Origin of the sequence: Colwellia sp. KU-HH00111 (assembly GCF_040362745.1) — a bacterium.
Taxonomy (GTDB): Bacteria; Pseudomonadota; Gammaproteobacteria; order Enterobacterales; family Alteromonadaceae; genus Colwellia.
Window position 1 is genome coordinate 607,320 of the sequence record NZ_BAABWO010000001.1, and the last position, 17,140, is coordinate 624,459.

The window sequence follows — 17,140 nt, forward strand, 5'->3', positions numbered from 1 at the left end:
TTTATCATGATGAATTTTCAAAAGTCACGACATAGAATTTTCATTATAGGTATTAATAGCCAATAGTTTGACAGTACCATGATGACTGTTTTACTTATAATATACTGAAAACATTAAAAATAAACTATGGCATGTAAAATGCTTTAATCAATGTGAAATATACTTTATTTGGACGTTGGTTTTATGGCACTAGCACAGCATTTTATTGCTCATAATGGTTTTAACCCAGTAAACATCCCCTTAACGGCTGATACTCAAAAAGCGCCAGAGGCTTTCTTAGAAAAAGAAGCCTTTGTTGGTGAGTTAGCGTTATTGCGCGCCCAAGTATCACAACAAGTTTCACAGCAGCCTGAACAGCCTAATCCTGTGTTGCAAGTAAAAAAAGTTCATTTTGACTTCGCTAAGACTCAGCCTCTTCAGCCAGCCCAGTCACAAATGGCAGATCAACTTATTGAATTGATGCCAACGGGTTTAGTTATGCTTGATGGTAACGGTGTTGTGGTGAAAATCAACAAAGTTGCTAGGGGGCTACTTGACGAGCCAATTTTAGGTCAACCATGGTTTAAGGTTATTGCCCGTTCATTCAAACCTAGAGCGGATGATTGGCACGAAGTTTCTCTCAAAGACGGTCGACGAGTGAAACTAGAGATTACCAGTTTAGGTGATCAGCCTGGGCAGTTAATCATGATCACGGATCTAACCGAAACGCGCTTATTACAAGATAAAGTTGGGCAAATGCAACGACTTTCTTCTTTAGGGCGTATGGTCTCAACCTTAGCGCATCAAATTCGCACACCACTTTCAGCGGCTATGTTGTATAGCGCAAATTTATCAAACAGAAAATTATCAGATACTGCCCGTGCTACTTTCCAAGAAAAGTTAAGTTCACGTTTACGTGATTTAGAACAACAAGTAAATGATATGTTGCTTTTCTCCAAAAGTGGCAATGAACAAGTGGTTAAATCGCTCTCGGTAAATGAGTTAATTAATGACTCAGTGCAATCTATGGATGCATTAATTACCAAAGCTAACGCCAAGGTAAATGCTATTCCATCGGAACACGATAATATTATTCTAGCAAACAAAAATGCGTTAACCGGCGCGATACAAAATTTACTGCATAATGCATTACAAGCAATGGCAGCAGCAAAGGTCAAAAATCCCACTATAAATATTCAAGTGTACAGTCAAAAAGAGGCGGTATATATCAGTGTTCAAGATAATGGCCCGGGCATTAATCCAAGCAATCTTGAAAAAATATTCGAGCCCTTTTTTACCTCTAATAGTCAAGGCACGGGACTTGGACTCGCAGTGGTGAAATCTGTAGTAGAAGCACACCAAGGTAAAGTGAAATATTTAAGCAAAGAAGGGCAAGGTGCACATTTTTGCATGAAGTTGCCCTTGTTAGAGCCAAATCAAACAGCTACAGCTCAACAATCAAATGCACAGGAGTCGTCACATGAGTCATCATAAAATACTTGTCGTTGAAGATGATGCCGGATTAAGAGAGGCACTGATAGATACATTAACGTTGGCACATTATCAATGTATTGAAGCCGATTGTGCAGAATCCGCATTACTATTATTAAAAGAGCACCTTGTTGATATTGTCGTCAGTGATGTACAAATGGGGGGAATGTCAGGTTTATCTTTACTCAAGAATATAAAAAAACAGCAGCCAAATCTACCGGTTTTACTGATGACAGCCTATGGTACTATTGATGATGCAGTACAAGCGATGCAAGAAGGAGCCAGTAATTATATTGCCAAACCATTCGCCCCTGAAGTGCTACTTAATATGGTTAGTCAGTATATTCCCTTATCGCAATTAAATAATAATTCACCAGTGGTTGCCGATAAAAATAGTGTTGAATTACTGAGCTTAGCACGTAAAGTTGCTACCACTGAAGCGTCCGTTATGGTGCTTGGACCAAGTGGCTCGGGTAAAGAGGTTTTAGCGCAATATGTGCATAATAACTCGCCCAGAGCCGAACAACCCTTTATTGCCATTAATTGCGCCGCTATTCCTGAAAACATGCTTGAAGCGACTTTGTTTGGTTATGAAAAAGGTGCCTTCACAGGTGCTATTCAAGCATGTCCGGGAAAATTTGAGCAAGCCCAAGGCGGTACTATTTTACTTGATGAAATTACCGAGATGGATTTAGGACTGCAAGCTAAGATCCTACGAGTATTGCAAGAGCGCGAAGTAGAACGCTTAGGTGGCAGAAAAACCATTAATTTAGATGTTAGAGTTATTGCTACCAGTAACCGTAACCTCAAAGATGCTGTAAGAAAGGGCGATTTTCGCGAAGATTTGTATTATCGACTAAATGTTTTTCCATTAACTTGGTTGCCTTTAGCCCAGCGTGCGGATGATATTTTACCATTAGCAAGACATTTGGTTTCTTGTTATTGTCAAAAAAATGGCGAGAAAATTGCTGAATTTAGCCCCGCAGCTCGAAGCAAATTAAACGCCTACCACTGGCCCGGTAATGTGCGAGAGCTTGATAATGTTATTCAACGCGCCTTGATATTACACAGTAACCAAGTAATTGATGCTAATGATCTAATGATAGAAAATTTTGAAACAGCCAGTGTGAACGAGGTGGAACAAGCTACCACGCCTGATGATAAGTTAGGTAGCGAATTAAAACTGCAAGAACATCAAATAATTCTTGATACCTTACAAGCTTGTCATGGTAGTAGAAAAGCTGTTGCAGAGCGCCTAGGGATCAGTCCGCGTACTTTACGCTATAAAATTGCTAGAATGCGAGATTCAGGCATTCAAATACCCGCTTAAACCTTATTGTAGGTGCGAGTTATTGTGTATCGAGTTACGAACCCCGTACCTCGATATTTTTTTGCTCGTCAATTATTTTCTCTCTTTACCACTCGCCACTTTTCCTGCGCTTCCTTTGTTGGCACCATGCTTGCAGTACCACTAGTTATAGATAATTTTATTGTTTTTTAGCAAAAAATTGACACAAGTGAGGCCTCCATGGATATCAAAACAAATTCTTTATTTGCACAAATGCAGAATATGTCATTACAAGCGAGTGGTAATCAATTACCTGCAATTGGTGGTGATATGCAGGGTATATCAGGCATTAACTCCTCTGGTAGAATTAACCCATCAACCGATAGTTTTGGAAACTTACTTACCGATGCATTAAAAACGGTTAACGAGCTACAACAAGATACAGGTGCTAAAAAATTGGCGTTTGAAATGGGTGATAGAAGCGTTTCATTGGCTGAGGTGATGGTAGCATCATCTAAATCAGGTGTTGCCCTTGATGCTACAGTACAAGTGAGAAACAAGTTTGTAGAAGCGTATAAAGAAATCATGAGTATGCCGGTATAACAAGTATTCATCTCTAGTGATGAGGGTTGAATAAACCTTCAACTGAACAAATTAAAGCATAAGATGTAAGCGGAGAACTGAAGTGGCTGATAATAATGCAATAGTAGCAACTGATGGTGATAGTTCACTACTCGCCAATGATTCTGGTGATGATCATGCTATGGAAGAAAAAAAATCAGGTTTTTCAGCCGCTTTAGGTAATGCAGATATGCTGCGTCAAATTACCTTGGTGGTTGCTTTATCAATCTGTTTAGCGATTGCTGTGTTCGTTATTATTCTTGCCAATGAAGCAGAATATCGTATGTTATCAAAACTGCCAACCGAGCAGCTCATTAAAACCATGGATTTTCTTGATGCCAATAAAGTGGATTATCGTCATGAAAATAACACGCTACTAGTTCCTACGGATGAATATCAAAATGTGAAACTATTGCTAGCCCGCGAAGGATTAACAAATGAACCCTCAGAAGGGGAAGATATGTTAATGAAGGACATGGGCTTTGGCGTGAGTCAACGTCTTGAGCGTGAACGTTTAAAATACGGACGCGAACAACGATTAGCGAAAACCATTGAGCAATTACAAAGCATTTCTCAGGCTAAAGTGTTGTTAGCAATTCCCAGAGAGAATATTTTTGCTCGTCGTGAAAAAAATCCATCTGCTACCGTAGTAGTTACCATGCAAAGAGGAAGAATACTCTCCGCAGAAGAAGTGGATGCTGTGGTAGATATTGTTGCTTCATCAGTTCAAGGATTAAGTCCTAATAGAGTGACTGTGACCGATCAAAATGGTCGGCTATTAAACTCAGGCAGTCAAAACTCTATTTCTGCACGCTCTCGTAATGAATTTGATTTGGAACAAAAGCGTGAAAAAGAGTACATGGACAAAATAGACAATATTCTAATTCCTGTGGTTGGTTTAGGTAATTACACTGCGCAAGTTGATGTTACTATGGACTTTACCAATGTAGAAGAAACCGCTCGTCGTTATAATTCTGATTTACCCGCATTACGCAGTGAGATGAAGGTAGAAGACACCACCATTGGAGCTGCAATCGGCGGCATTCCGGGCGCATTAAGTAATCAACCACCCCTTGAGTCAGCTATCCCTGAAAATGCAGTTGGTGGTCAAAAAAAATCAGTACCTAGCCGAAAACATAGTGAGTCAACTAAAAACTATGAACTTGATGAAGCCATCAGCCATACAAAACAGCAAGCGGGGGTTATTCGCCGAGTCAGTGTTTCTGTTGCGCTCGACTATGTTGATGCTCCAGCGCCTGCAACACCACCGGTTGATCCCGATGCTAGTGACGAAGCGCCAGTGGCCGCAGCTGCTAAAGCACCTAGAAGTGTCAGCGAAATAGCGTCAATACGTAGATTACTCCAAGGGAGTGTTGGCTTTGATATGCAACGTGGTGATGTATTAGAAGTTGTAACTATTCCTTTTAACCGTGCTGACTTTGGCCCAAAAGAAGAATTACCGCTTTGGGAGCAGCCTTGGTTACTGAATATATTAAAACCTGTTTTGGCTGCCTTAGTCATTATAGTGTTAATTATATTTTTGGTTCGTCCAATGCTTAAGCGTTTAATCCACCCAGATCAAACACCGGAAGATTACGGCGAGAAATCCCTTGATAGTCATATTGACCTTGGTGATGAAACTATGGATATGTTGACCTCAGAGTTTGATGCCGGCAATGTTGGTTTTGCGCCCGATGGCAGTTTACAGTTACCTGATCTTCATCGTGATGAAGATATCTTAAAAGCGGTTCGCGCATTAGTTGCCAATGAACCAGAATTATCGTCGCAAGTAGTGAAAAGTTGGTTGAACGAAGATGAGTGATGAAACACAAGTAGGCGGAGAACTTGCCGCTAGCGGTGCTGGTTTTGATGTTAATAAGTTAGATGGCTCGGAAAAAGCCGCTATTTTATTATTAAGTTTATCTGAAGAAGATGCTGCACAAATATTGAAGCACCTTGAACCCAAGCAAGTGCAACAAGTTGGCACTGTGATGGCAGCATTAGAAGACTTTACTCAAGAAAAAATTACCGCTGTTCACAAACAATTTATTCATGAAATACAAAACTTCTCAACCATAGGTTTTCAAAGTGAAGATTTTGTTCGTAAAGCCCTTACCGCGGCTTTAGGTGAAGACAAAGCAGGTAATTTAATCGATCAAATAGTTATGGGTGGTGCCTCTAAAGGTCTAGATTCATTAAAGTGGATGGACTCAAAACAAGTAGCTAACATTATTCGCAATGAGCATCCTCAAATACAAACTATCGTATTGTCTTATTTAGCGCCTGAGCAATCTGCTGAGATCATGAGCCAGTTCAGTGACAAAGTTCGTCTGGATTTAATGATGCGCATAGCTAATTTAGAAGAAGTTCAACCCGCAGCATTGCAAGAGTTGAATGAAATTATGGAGAAACAATTTGCCGGACAAGCCGGGGCTCAAGCAGCTAAAATGGGCGGCTTGAAAGCAGCGGCGGATATCATGAACTACTTAGATACCAATATGGAAGGTATGCTAATGGACTCAATGCGTGAGAGCGATGAAGAAATGAGTCAGCAAATTCAAGACCTAATGTTCGTCTTTGAAAACTTAGCCGATGTGGATGATCGTGGCATGCAAGCCATTTTACGTGAAGTAGAGCAAGATGCGCTGATGAAAGCGATTAAAGGGGCAGATGAAGCCTTGAAAGAGAAATTCCTAGGTAACATGTCTAAACGTGCAGCAGAAATGCTTGCGGATGATCTTGAGGCTATGGGTCCTGTTCGGATCAGTGAAGTTGAAACCGCACAGAAAGAAATCTTAGCCGTGGCTCGTCGATTATCTGACGCAGGTGAAATTATGCTAGGTGGCGGTGGTGGTGACGAGTTCTTATAACCGTTTTGTAGATTAGACATTCGTTAGACAAGTTATCCTTTGCTTAGAGAAAATCAATGAAAAAAACACCTGTTCGTATCATAAAAGCAGATCAACCAGACGAGTTAAATGTGTGGCCTTTGCCTAGCGTTCAAGCTAACCCTGATCAAGAAAGTGATACCAGTACCAATGCGTTAGGTCAAAAAAGTCATTGGCGTTATGAGCCACCCGAACAAGAAATTGTTGAACCCGCGCCTCTGACCGCCGAAGAAATTGAACAAATTAGACAAGCTGCCCATGACGAGGGCTTCAGCCAAGGTAAAGAACAAGGTTTTGCTAAAGGTTATGAAGAAGGAAAAGCCCAAGGTCTTGAGGAAGGAACCACCCAAGGTATTGAACAGGGTACCGAGCAAGGATTAACCCAAGGTAAAGCAAGCATTGATGCGCTGAGTGTGCATTGGCAAAAACTCATCGAACAACTTGAGCATCCCTTGGCCAGTGTTGAAAAGAACGTAGAAGAACAATTACTCACCTTAGTTGTGCAATTAACTGAAGCGGTTGTTTTGCAAGAAGCTAAAACTAACCCTGATATTTTAATGGCTGCTATCGATGCAGGGATTAAATCATTACCAAGTAACGATACAAATATCCAAATATATTTAAACCCAGAAGATATCAAGCAGGTTGAGCAACAGTTTGGTGAGCAACATATTAAAGAAAGTGGTTGGCGCTTGCTGCCAGCCCCCCAGCTAACCCCTGGAAGCTGTCAAATAGAAAACAGTACTTCGAATATTGATTTACAGATGAAATCTCGTTTGAAGCAAGTGTTGGAATCTTTCTTGCAGGATGCACTGCATCAATAGACGGGTTTACATCAGCCCGTGTAGTAAATTATAAAAAGGCTAACCATGGTAGATAGTCAAAGAATCAGTGAAAGACTAAAGCAAAGTCAGCGCTTTATTCATCCTTTCAAAGAGCCTGTCGCGGGACGATTAGTCCGCGTTGTTGGTTTAACCTTAGAAGCAGTTGGAGTCAAAGCTCATATAGGTAGTCAATGTTTAGTCGAAACAGCCCATGGTGATTTATTAGCTGAAGTGGTTGGCTTTGCTCAAGATATCACGTATTTAATGCCTGAAGAAAGCTTGCGAGGCGTGATGCCCGGCGCAAGAGTTTTACCTGTATCGTCTAAGTTGCAGCTCCCTTTGTCGATGAATCTGCTAGGTCGCGTAATTAATGGCACAGGTAAGCCTATTGATGGCAAAGGCCCGATTAATCCGGATACTGAATATAAAGTAGATAACAAACCCATCAATCCATTGTCTAGACGAGCAATTACTGAGCCGCTTGATGTTGGAGTAAGATCAATTAATAGCTTTATAACCGTTGGAAAAGGGCAACGTATGGGGCTTTTTGCTGGTTCGGGTGTTGGTAAAAGTGTGCTAATGGGGATGATGACTCGCGGTACAACGGCGGATGTCATTGTCGTTGGCTTAGTTGGCGAACGTGGTCGAGAAGTAAAAGAGTTTATTGAAGAGATTTTAGGAGAGGAAGGCAGAGCGCGTTCAGTGGTTGTAGCAGCTCCTGCAGATAATTCTCCGTTAATGCGATTGAAGGGTTGTGAAACTGCAGTTCAAATTAGCGAATACTTTCGAGATCAAGGGCTTAATGTATTATTACTGTTAGATTCACTAACACGCTATGCACAAGCACAACGGGAAATCGCCTTGGCTGTTGGTGAACCTCCAGCAACCAAGGGCTATCCGCCATCGGTATTTTCAAAATTGCCACAGCTGGTGGAACGTGCTGGTAATGGTGGTGAAGGGCAAGGGTCAATTACTGCTTTTTATACCGTGTTAACAGAGGGAGACGACTTACAAGACCCTATAGCGGATGCTGCACGTGCTATTTTAGATGGTCATATTGTTTTATCTCGAGAGTTAGCCGATGCTGGGCATTATCCGGCTGTGGATATTGAAGGTTCTATTTCACGAGTAATGCCCATGGTTACCAGTATTGAACATCAAGACTTAGCTAGACAACTGAAACAAATTTATGCGCTTTATCAGCAAAATAAAGATCTGATTGCGATTGGCGCGTATACCAAGGGGAACGATCCGCGTATTGATCAAGCAATTAATGTATTGCCTGTGATTAAATTCTTTCTACAACAGCAAATACAGGAAGTTATTCCTTATGAGCAGAGTTTGCAGCAGTTACAGGAAATTATTGCCGCAGCAACCGCCAACAGTCAAGCAAATACTGCTAACAATGTGCCAGCGTAAATGCATTGAACCGTTTAAAATCACGCACTAAGGATTTTCATTATGGCAGCAAATAATAACAAACAATTAGAAACCTTATTAAAATATGAGCAAGACAAAGAACAACAGGCGGCAAATACGTTACGAAATGCTGAAGATGACTATCAACAAAATTTAATTCGTTTAGAAAGTGTTTCAGAGTATCGTCTTGAGTATATGTCACGTTTAAGTCAGCGCTCAGCAAATGGCTTAGACAGTGCCACATATAATCATTACCATGCATTTATCAACAAACTTGATTATGCCTCAGAGCAAGTCAAGATAGCCATGCATCAAGCTAAAGCCTTGGTAGAGCAAAGTAGGCAAGTTTGGTTGAAACAGAGACAAAAGGTACAAGCGGTGGAAATGTTGACTGAGCAACGCCGCCGTGCGCTAGCCATCAGCGCTCAAAGAAAAGAACAAAATATGTTTGATGAAATAGCTACTCAGCAGTTTATACGTAGAAAAATAAGTTAAAAATGCAGGAAGTGAAGCAATGATTTTGTAATTGGAATAGTTATTGCTTGGTAGTATCTAGAAGGAGACTATTCTCTAAGAGGACAGCCGTTTCTTATAACCATTAGCGATTGGGATTATTATGCAACAACTTAACATTTTACCTATTAATGTATCGCAAAAAGTTGATATAAAAGATGAATCTAGCGCGTTGACTTTAACATCAACCAAAGAAATTTTTTCTCAACATGTTGACCAACATCTAGCTAAAAACAAGGGCTCTGTCAATGATGACAGCCAAAGTAGAGTGACTATTAGTAAGAGCAAAACTGTTGAAAATACCACTCAAGCTAGCGAAGAAACATCTGATGATAGGGAAACGCAAACCTCACCTTCTTCGTTAACCAATGGTGATGTAGCTGACACGGCAACTGGCGAACAAGAAGTTGCCGCCTCCGGCAAAAAAGATGATCAATCACTTACCTTGTCACCAACTGAGACGGCAGGTGAAACCAAAGAGCAGGTCGATGAGTCAGATCTTCTGATGTCTTTCTTGTTGAAAGCTGATAACACCTTAGCTGCAACAAAACTTCATCCAAGTTTAAAAAATAGTGAAATGTCTGCAGAGCAGATGGCAAACTATGAGGCGCAATTATTATTAAAATCAAGTGGTTTAGTTGCTGATTTATCAGCTATCACACAAGCGCTTAATACCAGTCCAGCGCTTGACTCTAGTCAACTAAAACAAGCCGCACAAGCATTGCATCAAACTGCAGAGCATAGCAAAACAAAAGGTAATTCAGCGCAAGTAGCATTAGCGCTTAACGCTTTGCTTGAAGGGGAGGGGATAGATGAACAAGATGCCCTTTTGACAAAAGCTACTACCCCTAACGCTGATTCAATTGCTAATACAAAAGTAGAGATACTCCCTCAATCATCGGTAAATAAGCTAGCTGGCAACAACGAAGCTGAAATAATGAACCAAGAGCAAGCCAAAAGTGCAGCGCAAAAGTTAACAGATGAACAGTTAATTAATCAGGAAGTAGCCAAGGCGTCTTTACTAACAAGTGAAGAAAAACAAGATAAACATATTTATAGCTCACAGTCACAAGCGTTGAAACAACAACTTACATCCCCAATGGCAAACAATGCAGCAAGTAAAGAGCAAGAATTGGCTAAGTCGGTATTGAGCGATCAAGGTGTAATAAGTTCTCAGCAGGTTGTTGAAACAGAGCAAAGTACACTAAAAAAAATGACCGCCTTAGCTGGCAATAGCCCTAGTGGTGACCAAGGTAAGGTTGAGCGCTTAGCAAGCACAACTATAGGCACTGACATTACTAGTCATCATAAAGCCTTGTCACAGCAGGCTTTAGCCCAAGCTCAAGCGGCACAAGACAATAAAGTTGCAGCACAAACTAATCTATCTTCTAGTGGTCAAAGTGTTGATTTAACTGCAGTGAGTACTCAGCTGGATAGCTCGTCTGTGGAACACGAAATCGCAAAAAGCAAAGGGGTAAGCCTAGAGAAAAATACTGATATTGGTAAACAAAATGTGGCCACTGCCAGTGCAGATTTTTCTATTCATAGCGATCTGGCTGATATTACCAGTAGAGCAAGCCAAGCCTCTCAGCATTTAGCCGATCAACAAGCCAATGACATCTTTAATCCAAGAGCAAGCTCAGAGATATCACAGAGCCAGAAAACCAACACTCAACTACACAATGAAACCATTTCTATTTTTAGAAAAGATTTTGCAGATGCGGTTAAAGATAAAGTGATGTTAGTAATTTCGCAAAAGTTGCAGCAGTTTGATATTACCCTAGATCCGCCGGAGTTAGGTAATATCCATGTGAAAGTTAATTTGCAAGGTGAACAGGCGAGTGTGAACTTTGTCGTTAACAATCAGCAAGCGAAAGATGCTTTTGAACAAAATATGCATAAGCTTAAAGAGCTATTAGCAGAGCAAGGTGTTGATGTAGGTGATACCAATGTTGAACAGCAATCACAACAGTCAGACAATCAGGGCATGAATGAGGAAAATAATAATCATAGTGACAGCATCACAATGACTGCTGATGCCAGTGATGCTATTGTGCATGATTTATCAGCAAGGATGATAAAATCGTCAACATCAGCAGTGGATTACTATGCTTAATCAACTTAATGGTACCAAGGCAAAAATATTGGCTAAATTGCAGATAAATTCACCTAAATAACATTAAGTAGCTGAAACAGATTGGCGTAAGTGTTATTCAACGATATAGTTGAACAATATCAATTTATAAAAATGCAGGTATCTTATGGCTGAAGAAAAAGAAGCTGATTTAGAAATAGACGGTGGCGGCAAAAAGAAAAAAATGTTGATAATAATCATTGCCGTGGTGGTGTTACTTGCCGGTGGCGGTGGTGGCTACTTCTTTTTAATGGGTGGTGATAGTGCGGTAACCGCTGAGCAATCAGGAGAATCAGCTGAAGGAGAGGCAGCAGCTGGGGAAGAAGGCGCTAGCGCTCAAGTAGGAACAGCCTTATATGTTCCTATGCCTAGGCCTTTTAGATTTAATGTGCCTGGAGCGGCCCGTGATCGCTTTGTCGAAATTCGGGTACAACTATTGGTGCGCGGCAGCGAAAACGAAGAACTGGCTAAAATGAATGTACCGTTAATCGAAAGCACTTTGTTGAATGTGTTCTCACAAGGTAATGCCGATGACCTAGCAACCAGTGCAGGTAAAGACGCTTTAAAGCAAAAGTCACTAACGGCAGTGCAATTAGTGATGAAAGATCTTGAAAATAAAGAAACAGTTGAAAAAGTACTGTTTACAGGCTTTGTGATGCAGTAAAAAGCTGTGATTAAATAGATGTCTAAAAATGTTCAAACAATCAATAGACTAGATTGAATGAAGGGCCTGTTAATAAAGGGTGGTGAATGTCAAACCTAATGGCCTATACCGATTAATAGTCAAACTGAATAAGAGAATGACGAGTGAGTGATTTATTATCCCAAGACGAAATTGACGCGTTATTACACGGTGTTGATGATGTTGAAGAAGAGGAAATAGACGAGGAGTTTGCCGAGGATGAAGGTGGCAGTTCCGACTATGACTTTTCATCACAAGATCGCATTGTTCGTGGTCGCATGCCAACCTTGGAAATGGTTAATGAGCGTTTTGCTCGTCATATGCGAATCAGTTTATTTAACATGATGCGTCGAACTGCTGAAGTGTCTATAAACGGTATCCAAATGATCAAATTTGGTGAATACATTCATACCTTATTTGTACCCACTAGTTTGAATATGGTGCGTTTTCGTCCATTAAAGGGAACCGGTCTTATTACCATGGAAGCACGCTTAGTGTTTATTTTGGTTGATAATTTTTTTGGCGGTGATGGTCGCTATCATGCTAAAATTGAAGGGCGAGAATTTACCCCAACAGAACGCCGAATCATTCAAATGCTGTTAAAGCTAATTTTTGAAGATTACAAAGAAGCTTGGTCACCGGTAATGGATGTTTCTTTTGAATACTTAGATTCAGAAGTTAACCCATCCATGGCAAATATTGTTAGTCCAACGGAAGTTGTTGTAATAAGTTCTTTTCATATTGAGCTAGATGGCGGCGGTGGTGATTTCCATATTGCTTTGCCTTACTCAATGCTTGAGCCTATTCGTGAACTTCTTGATGCTGGTGTACAAAGTGATAAAGAAGATACGGATATGCGCTGGTCTAAAGCGCTTCGAGATGAAATTATGGATGTGCCGGTAGCACTTAATACTAAATTTTTAGAAGTTGATATTCCTCTAAGCCAAGTGATGGAACTGCAAGCTGGAGATATTATCCCGATAGAAATGCCAGATCATATTACCGTTTTAATTGAAGATTTACCTACATTTAGGGCTAAATTAGGACGTAGCAGGGAGAATGTCGCCATAAAAATTGAAGAAAAAATTAAGCGTCCAGAATCTGTTAAATCAGAACTTACTATTTTAACCAAAGGCGGAAAACGCTTAGATAGTGATGCAGAGTTAGAATTACTAGAAGATGATTTGTAATCATTATCTAAGTAACCACAATATTTTAACAACATCAAATGTGCAACATTAATTGTAAAAAATTGAACAATAGAGGCAAGCGGTATGAGTGAAGACAATGATGAAGATTTAAGCATGTGGGACGAGGCACTCGATGAGCAAGCTGAAGCCTCGGCGGAAAAATCTAATAATGCTGAGGCAATTGAGTTAGAAGAGCTAACAGAAGATGAGTCACCTATTACTGGTGAAGAAAAACGAAAACTGGATACCATTCTAGATATTCCTGTGACCATTTCTATGGAAGTGGGACGCAGTGATATTAGTATCAGAAATTTATTACAGCTCAATCAAGGCTCTGTAGTTGAGCTTGATCGCGTTGCTGGTGAAGCGCTTGATGTATTAGTCAATGGCACCTTAATCGCTCATGGTGAAGTTGTGGTTGTGAATGACAAGTTTGGTATTCGGTTAACTGATGTAATAAGTCAAATTGAGCGGATAAAAAAATTAAAATAATGGCCAGAATATTTGTTTTTTTTATCGGTGTGAGCCTGTACTTATTATCAACAGCTTCTATAGCACAAGCAATCAACACTGAAAATGACCGTCCCTCTGTTGAAGTGGCGCAAGCTGGGGCAAGCGCACCTGAAACATTAGCCGTACAGTCGCCTGAAGTGGGAAAACATGTCATGGCTAACATGGATGCTGCTAGTATGATTATGTCATTGTTAATGGTGCTCGCATTAATTATTATCAGTGCTTTAGTGTTAAAGCGTTTTAATCTGGCACAACAAGATTCAAGCCAACTTAAGGTGATCGCCAATTTATCGTTAGGAGCCAAAGAGCGAGTTGTCGTGGTACAAATAGGCGAGCAACAATTGGTTTTAGGGGTTTGCGCTCAACAAATAACTTTACTACAAACGTTACAACAGCCGATTGAAACTAAAACCGGTACACCGTTAACTGCCTCGGCAAATATTTTGTCTTTTTTACAGAAAAGTCATCATAAAAAGAATACCGATAGCGCAGTAACAACCAACAAAACAACAAACGATACTTAACACAACAATTATGAAAAAAACGGTTTGGTTAATTTTACTTATATTATTCGTCACCCCTTTAAGTAGCGGTGTTCTTGCTGCAGACGATTTATCTATGTCAGCACTGAAATTAACCACTAATGCCGATGGCTCGCAAGAATATTCAGTGACCTTGCAAATATTAATGTTTATGACAGCGCTCAGCTTTATACCTGCTGCTGTTATCATGATGACATCTTTTACCCGTATTGTTGTGGTCATGGCCATATTAAGACAAGCATTTGGCTTGCAACAAACGCCGTCAAATCAAGTTATTATTGGCTTAACCTTGTTTATGACGCTGTTTATTATGACGCCGGTTTATAACCAAATTGACGAAACTGCAATTCAGCCTTATTTAGCTAAGCAGTTAACGTCTGTAGAAGCTATAGATCGAGGTAAAGTACCATTACGCGCCTTTATGCTTGAACAGACCCGATTAAAGGATTTGGACACACTCGCCTCGATGGCGGGACTCGAAGCGGTTGATAAGCCGACAGACTTGCCTATGACAGTTATCATACCTGCTTTTATTATTAGCGAGTTAAAAACGGCATTTCAAATTGGGTTTATCTTATTTATTCCTTTTTTAATTATTGATTTAGTTGTTGCTAGTATTTTGATGGCGATGGGGATGATGATGTTATCACCTATGATCGTATCATTGCCTTTTAAGCTAATGCTGTTTGTATTAGTTGATGGTTGGAATTTAGTTATAGGAACTATTGCAACCAGCTATGGTCTAGGGAATTAAATTTAGCTAGGTGAACCGTGGATGTCATTCATGGTTATATTGGTCATAAGAGAGTGAAAAATGGGCCCAGAAGTCTTTGTTGACATATTAAGAGATGCATTGCTATTAGTGATAATACTGGTGAGTGCCGTGATCTTGCCAGGCTTATTTGTTGGTTTACTCGTTGCTATTTTTCAAGCTGCAACCTCAATTAATGAACAAACATTAAGCTTTTTACCTCGTTTGATAGTGACTTTACTGGCGTTAATTTATGGCGGCCATTGGGGCATTCAAAAGTTAATGGATTACACGTTTAGATTGGTTGCTAGTATTCCGAGTGTTGTAAGCTGATGGAGTTCACCGAGTCAGTTGTTAATCAATATCTGGCCGATTTTATCTTGCCGTTTACCCGCATCGCTGCCCTAGTAATGACCATGATAGGTTTTGGCGCACGGACGACACCAACTCGCATTAAGCTCTTTTTATGTGTGGCGCTCACTATTGCTATTATGCCGGCAATTCCGCCAAGCAAAGTGGATGAGCTGCTCTCTTTGCCTACGTTTATGATTATTGGTCAACAAATGCTTATTGGCATTAGTTTAGGTTTTATTACAGTAATGGTGGTAAATACCTTTACCTTAGCAGGGCAAATAATCGCAATGCAATCGGGCTTAGGATTTGCCTCCTTAGTTGATCCGGCAAGTGGTATGAATGTACCGGCAGTAGGGCAATTTTTCTTAATTTTATCTACGCTACTCTTTTGGGGAATGGATGGTCATCTCGCCTATTTGCAATTTATAGCCGCGAGCTTTGATACTTTACCCATAGGAAATGAGCAGTTTTCCAGTATTAAATACAAAGAAATAGTGCTGTGGGGAAGTTGGATGTTTGCTACCGCTTTATCACTCGCACTTGCGCCATTAACAGCCATGTTATTAATTAACTTTTCTTTTGGTATTATGACCCGCGCAGCACCGCAGTTAAATATTTTTGCTATTGGCTTCCCTATTACAATGATGGCAGGGTTATTAATTATGTGGTTGACGTTTGGTAACTTTTTGACTCACTTTGAATTGCAATGGCAACGAGCATTAGATTTTAGCTGCTACCTTATTGATTGTCAGGCAGGGTGATAAGGTAGACGTTTATGGCTGAGTCAGATAGTGGGGAAAAAACCGAAGAACCAACGGCAAAGAAGCTCACCGATGCTAGAAAAAAAGGTCAAATAGCACGCTCTAAAGATTTAGGGACTATGTTTGTGTTAGTTGGCAGTGCCGTTGCCATGATGCTTATGGGCAGTAGCTTAGTACAGGCTTTGTCTACAATGATGAAACGCTTGTTCACCTTAAGTCGCCAAGAAACTATGGATGTGCATGCTTTATCTAATGTGGTGTTAAGCGGAGCAAGTAATGTTGTTTTTCCTATGCTTGCTATTTTTTTTATCATTATCTTAGCCGCTTTTATCGGTAATACCATGTTAGGTGGGATGGCGTTTTCTTGGGAAGCAATGGCGCCTAAGGCGAATAGGCTTTCACCCTTAGCAGGTTTTAAACGCATGTTTGGGGTTCAGGCAGCGGTAGAATTGTTAAAGTCTATTCTCAAATTTTTTGTAGTATTCTTTGTTGCATTTACGCTGCTCAGTGGTTTATTTGAACAAATTCTAGGGTTAAGTTTAGAAGCTATTCCCATCAATTTTGATCATGCTGTGACTATGTTGTTGTGGATGTTTTTAGCATTAGCCTTATCTATCGGCATTATTGTTGCCATTGATGCGCCATACCAAGTATGGAATCACACACGTCAGCTAAAAATGACCAAGCAAGAAGTAAAAGATGAATATAAGAGCACTGAGGGTAATCCTGAAATAAAAGGCCGAATAAAGCAAACTCAATATGAAATGTCACAACGGAGAATGATGAGCGAAGTGCCAAATTCAGATGTTGTGATCACTAATCCTACCCATTTCAGTGTTGCCCTTAAGTATGATCCTAATGTTGGTGGCGCGCCAAAGCTTGTTGCCAAGGGGCTTGATGAAATGGCGATGCATATTCGAACCATTGCCAAAGAGCATGGCGTTGAAATTATCCAATCGCCAGCGTTAGCGAGATCGCTATATTATACCGCTGAAGTGGAGCAAGATATTCCTGAAGAGTTATATGCAGCGGTCGCCCAAGTACTTGCCTTTATATTTCAGTTAAACGAACATAAAAAAGGCCGAGGAAAAAGGCCGACACCATTAGCTAAAACCTTACCGATCCCTGAAGAGTTTAAATACTGATCCCCGTTGACTTGTTTTTTTACTTGCTTTCCATTTGAGTTACTT

At 40.4% G+C, this 17,140-nt stretch carries 17 protein-coding genes; all 17 read left to right on the forward strand.

What is annotated here, in order from left to right; all coding sequences use genetic code 11:
- The first annotated feature begins 183 nt into the window (after nt 1–183).
- The 17 genes from ABXG98_RS02655 to flhB all read left to right on the forward strand — a co-directional run bounded on the left by ABXG98_RS02655 (nt 184) and on the right by flhB (nt 17,095).
- Complete coding sequence (locus ABXG98_RS02655; RefSeq protein ID WP_353537127.1) at nt 184–1,473, forward strand: sensor histidine kinase; 1,290 nt, start codon at nt 184–186, stop codon at nt 1,471–1,473.
- The gene (locus ABXG98_RS02660) at nt 1,460–2,800 is read left to right on the forward strand and encodes a sigma-54-dependent transcriptional regulator (RefSeq protein ID WP_353537128.1); all 1,341 of its coding nucleotides are present in this window, start codon (nt 1,460–1,462) and stop codon (nt 2,798–2,800) included. The genes ABXG98_RS02655 and ABXG98_RS02660 overlap by 14 nt, the downstream gene beginning before the upstream one ends.
- A 198-nt stretch (nt 2,801–2,998) precedes the next feature.
- Nucleotides 2,999–3,361, forward strand: coding sequence for a flagellar hook-basal body complex protein FliE (fliE, locus tag ABXG98_RS02665; protein ID WP_353537129.1), 363 nt, complete (start codon nt 2,999–3,001; stop codon nt 3,359–3,361).
- Nucleotides 3,362–3,521: 160 nt separating this feature from the next.
- The gene (fliF, locus tag ABXG98_RS02670) at nt 3,522–5,201 is read left to right on the forward strand and encodes a flagellar basal-body MS-ring/collar protein FliF (RefSeq protein ID WP_353537455.1); all 1,680 of its coding nucleotides are present in this window, start codon (nt 3,522–3,524) and stop codon (nt 5,199–5,201) included.
- On the forward strand, nt 5,194–6,249 hold the full coding sequence (gene fliG, locus ABXG98_RS02675; RefSeq protein WP_353537130.1) for a flagellar motor switch protein FliG: 1,056 nt from the start codon (nt 5,194–5,196) through the stop codon (nt 6,247–6,249). Before fliF ends, fliG begins: the two co-directional genes overlap by 8 nt.
- Before the next feature lie 56 nt (nt 6,250–6,305).
- Nucleotides 6,306–7,091 carry a flagellar assembly protein FliH gene (gene fliH / locus ABXG98_RS02680; protein ID WP_353537131.1) on the forward strand — a complete coding sequence of 262 codons (786 nt, stop codon included), beginning with the start codon at nt 6,306–6,308 and terminating at the stop codon, nt 7,089–7,091.
- 45 nt (nt 7,092–7,136) lie between these two features.
- Nucleotides 7,137–8,510, forward strand: a complete 1,374-nt coding sequence (gene fliI / locus ABXG98_RS02685; protein WP_353537132.1) for a flagellar protein export ATPase FliI — start codon at nt 7,137–7,139, stop codon at nt 8,508–8,510.
- Between the two features lie 42 nt (nt 8,511–8,552).
- Nucleotides 8,553–9,005: a flagellar export protein FliJ gene (gene fliJ, locus ABXG98_RS02690; protein ID WP_353537133.1), complete on the forward strand. Its 453-nt coding sequence runs from the start codon at nt 8,553–8,555 to the stop codon at nt 9,003–9,005.
- Nucleotides 9,006–9,126: 121 nt separating this feature from the next.
- Entirely contained in the window at nt 9,127–11,139 is a 2,013-nt protein-coding gene (locus ABXG98_RS02695) for a flagellar hook-length control protein FliK (RefSeq protein WP_353537134.1), read from the forward strand.
- Nucleotides 11,140–11,284: 145 nt separating this feature from the next.
- A complete protein-coding gene (gene fliL, locus ABXG98_RS02700; protein ID WP_353537135.1) occupies nt 11,285–11,821 on the forward strand; it encodes a flagellar basal body-associated protein FliL in 537 nt (178 codons plus the stop codon).
- Nucleotides 11,822–11,964: 143 nt separating this feature from the next.
- Nucleotides 11,965–13,029: a flagellar motor switch protein FliM gene (gene fliM / locus ABXG98_RS02705; protein WP_353537136.1), complete on the forward strand. Its 1,065-nt coding sequence runs from the start codon at nt 11,965–11,967 to the stop codon at nt 13,027–13,029.
- 84 nt (nt 13,030–13,113) lie between these two features.
- Nucleotides 13,114–13,521, forward strand: a complete 408-nt coding sequence (fliN, locus tag ABXG98_RS02710) for a flagellar motor switch protein FliN (protein WP_353537137.1) — start codon at nt 13,114–13,116, stop codon at nt 13,519–13,521.
- Nucleotides 13,521–14,066 (forward strand): flagellar biosynthetic protein FliO, encoded by a 546-nt coding sequence (gene fliO / locus ABXG98_RS02715; protein WP_353537138.1) that lies wholly within the window; start codon nt 13,521–13,523, stop codon nt 14,064–14,066. The genes fliN and fliO overlap by 1 nt, the downstream gene beginning before the upstream one ends.
- Before the next feature lie 10 nt (nt 14,067–14,076).
- Nucleotides 14,077–14,838 carry a flagellar type III secretion system pore protein FliP gene (fliP, locus tag ABXG98_RS02720; RefSeq protein WP_353537139.1) on the forward strand — a complete coding sequence of 254 codons (762 nt, stop codon included), beginning with the start codon at nt 14,077–14,079 and terminating at the stop codon, nt 14,836–14,838.
- Nucleotides 14,839–14,898: 60 nt separating this feature from the next.
- The gene (gene fliQ / locus ABXG98_RS02725; protein ID WP_353537140.1) at nt 14,899–15,168 is read left to right on the forward strand and encodes a flagellar biosynthesis protein FliQ; all 270 of its coding nucleotides are present in this window, start codon (nt 14,899–14,901) and stop codon (nt 15,166–15,168) included.
- A complete protein-coding gene (fliR, locus tag ABXG98_RS02730) occupies nt 15,168–15,950 on the forward strand; it encodes a flagellar biosynthetic protein FliR (protein ID WP_353537141.1) in 783 nt (260 codons plus the stop codon). Before fliQ ends, fliR begins: the two co-directional genes overlap by 1 nt.
- A gap of 14 nt (nt 15,951–15,964) precedes the next feature.
- A complete protein-coding gene (gene flhB, locus ABXG98_RS02735) occupies nt 15,965–17,095 on the forward strand; it encodes a flagellar biosynthesis protein FlhB (protein ID WP_353537142.1) in 1,131 nt (376 codons plus the stop codon).
- Nucleotides 17,096–17,140 lie beyond the last annotated feature (45 nt).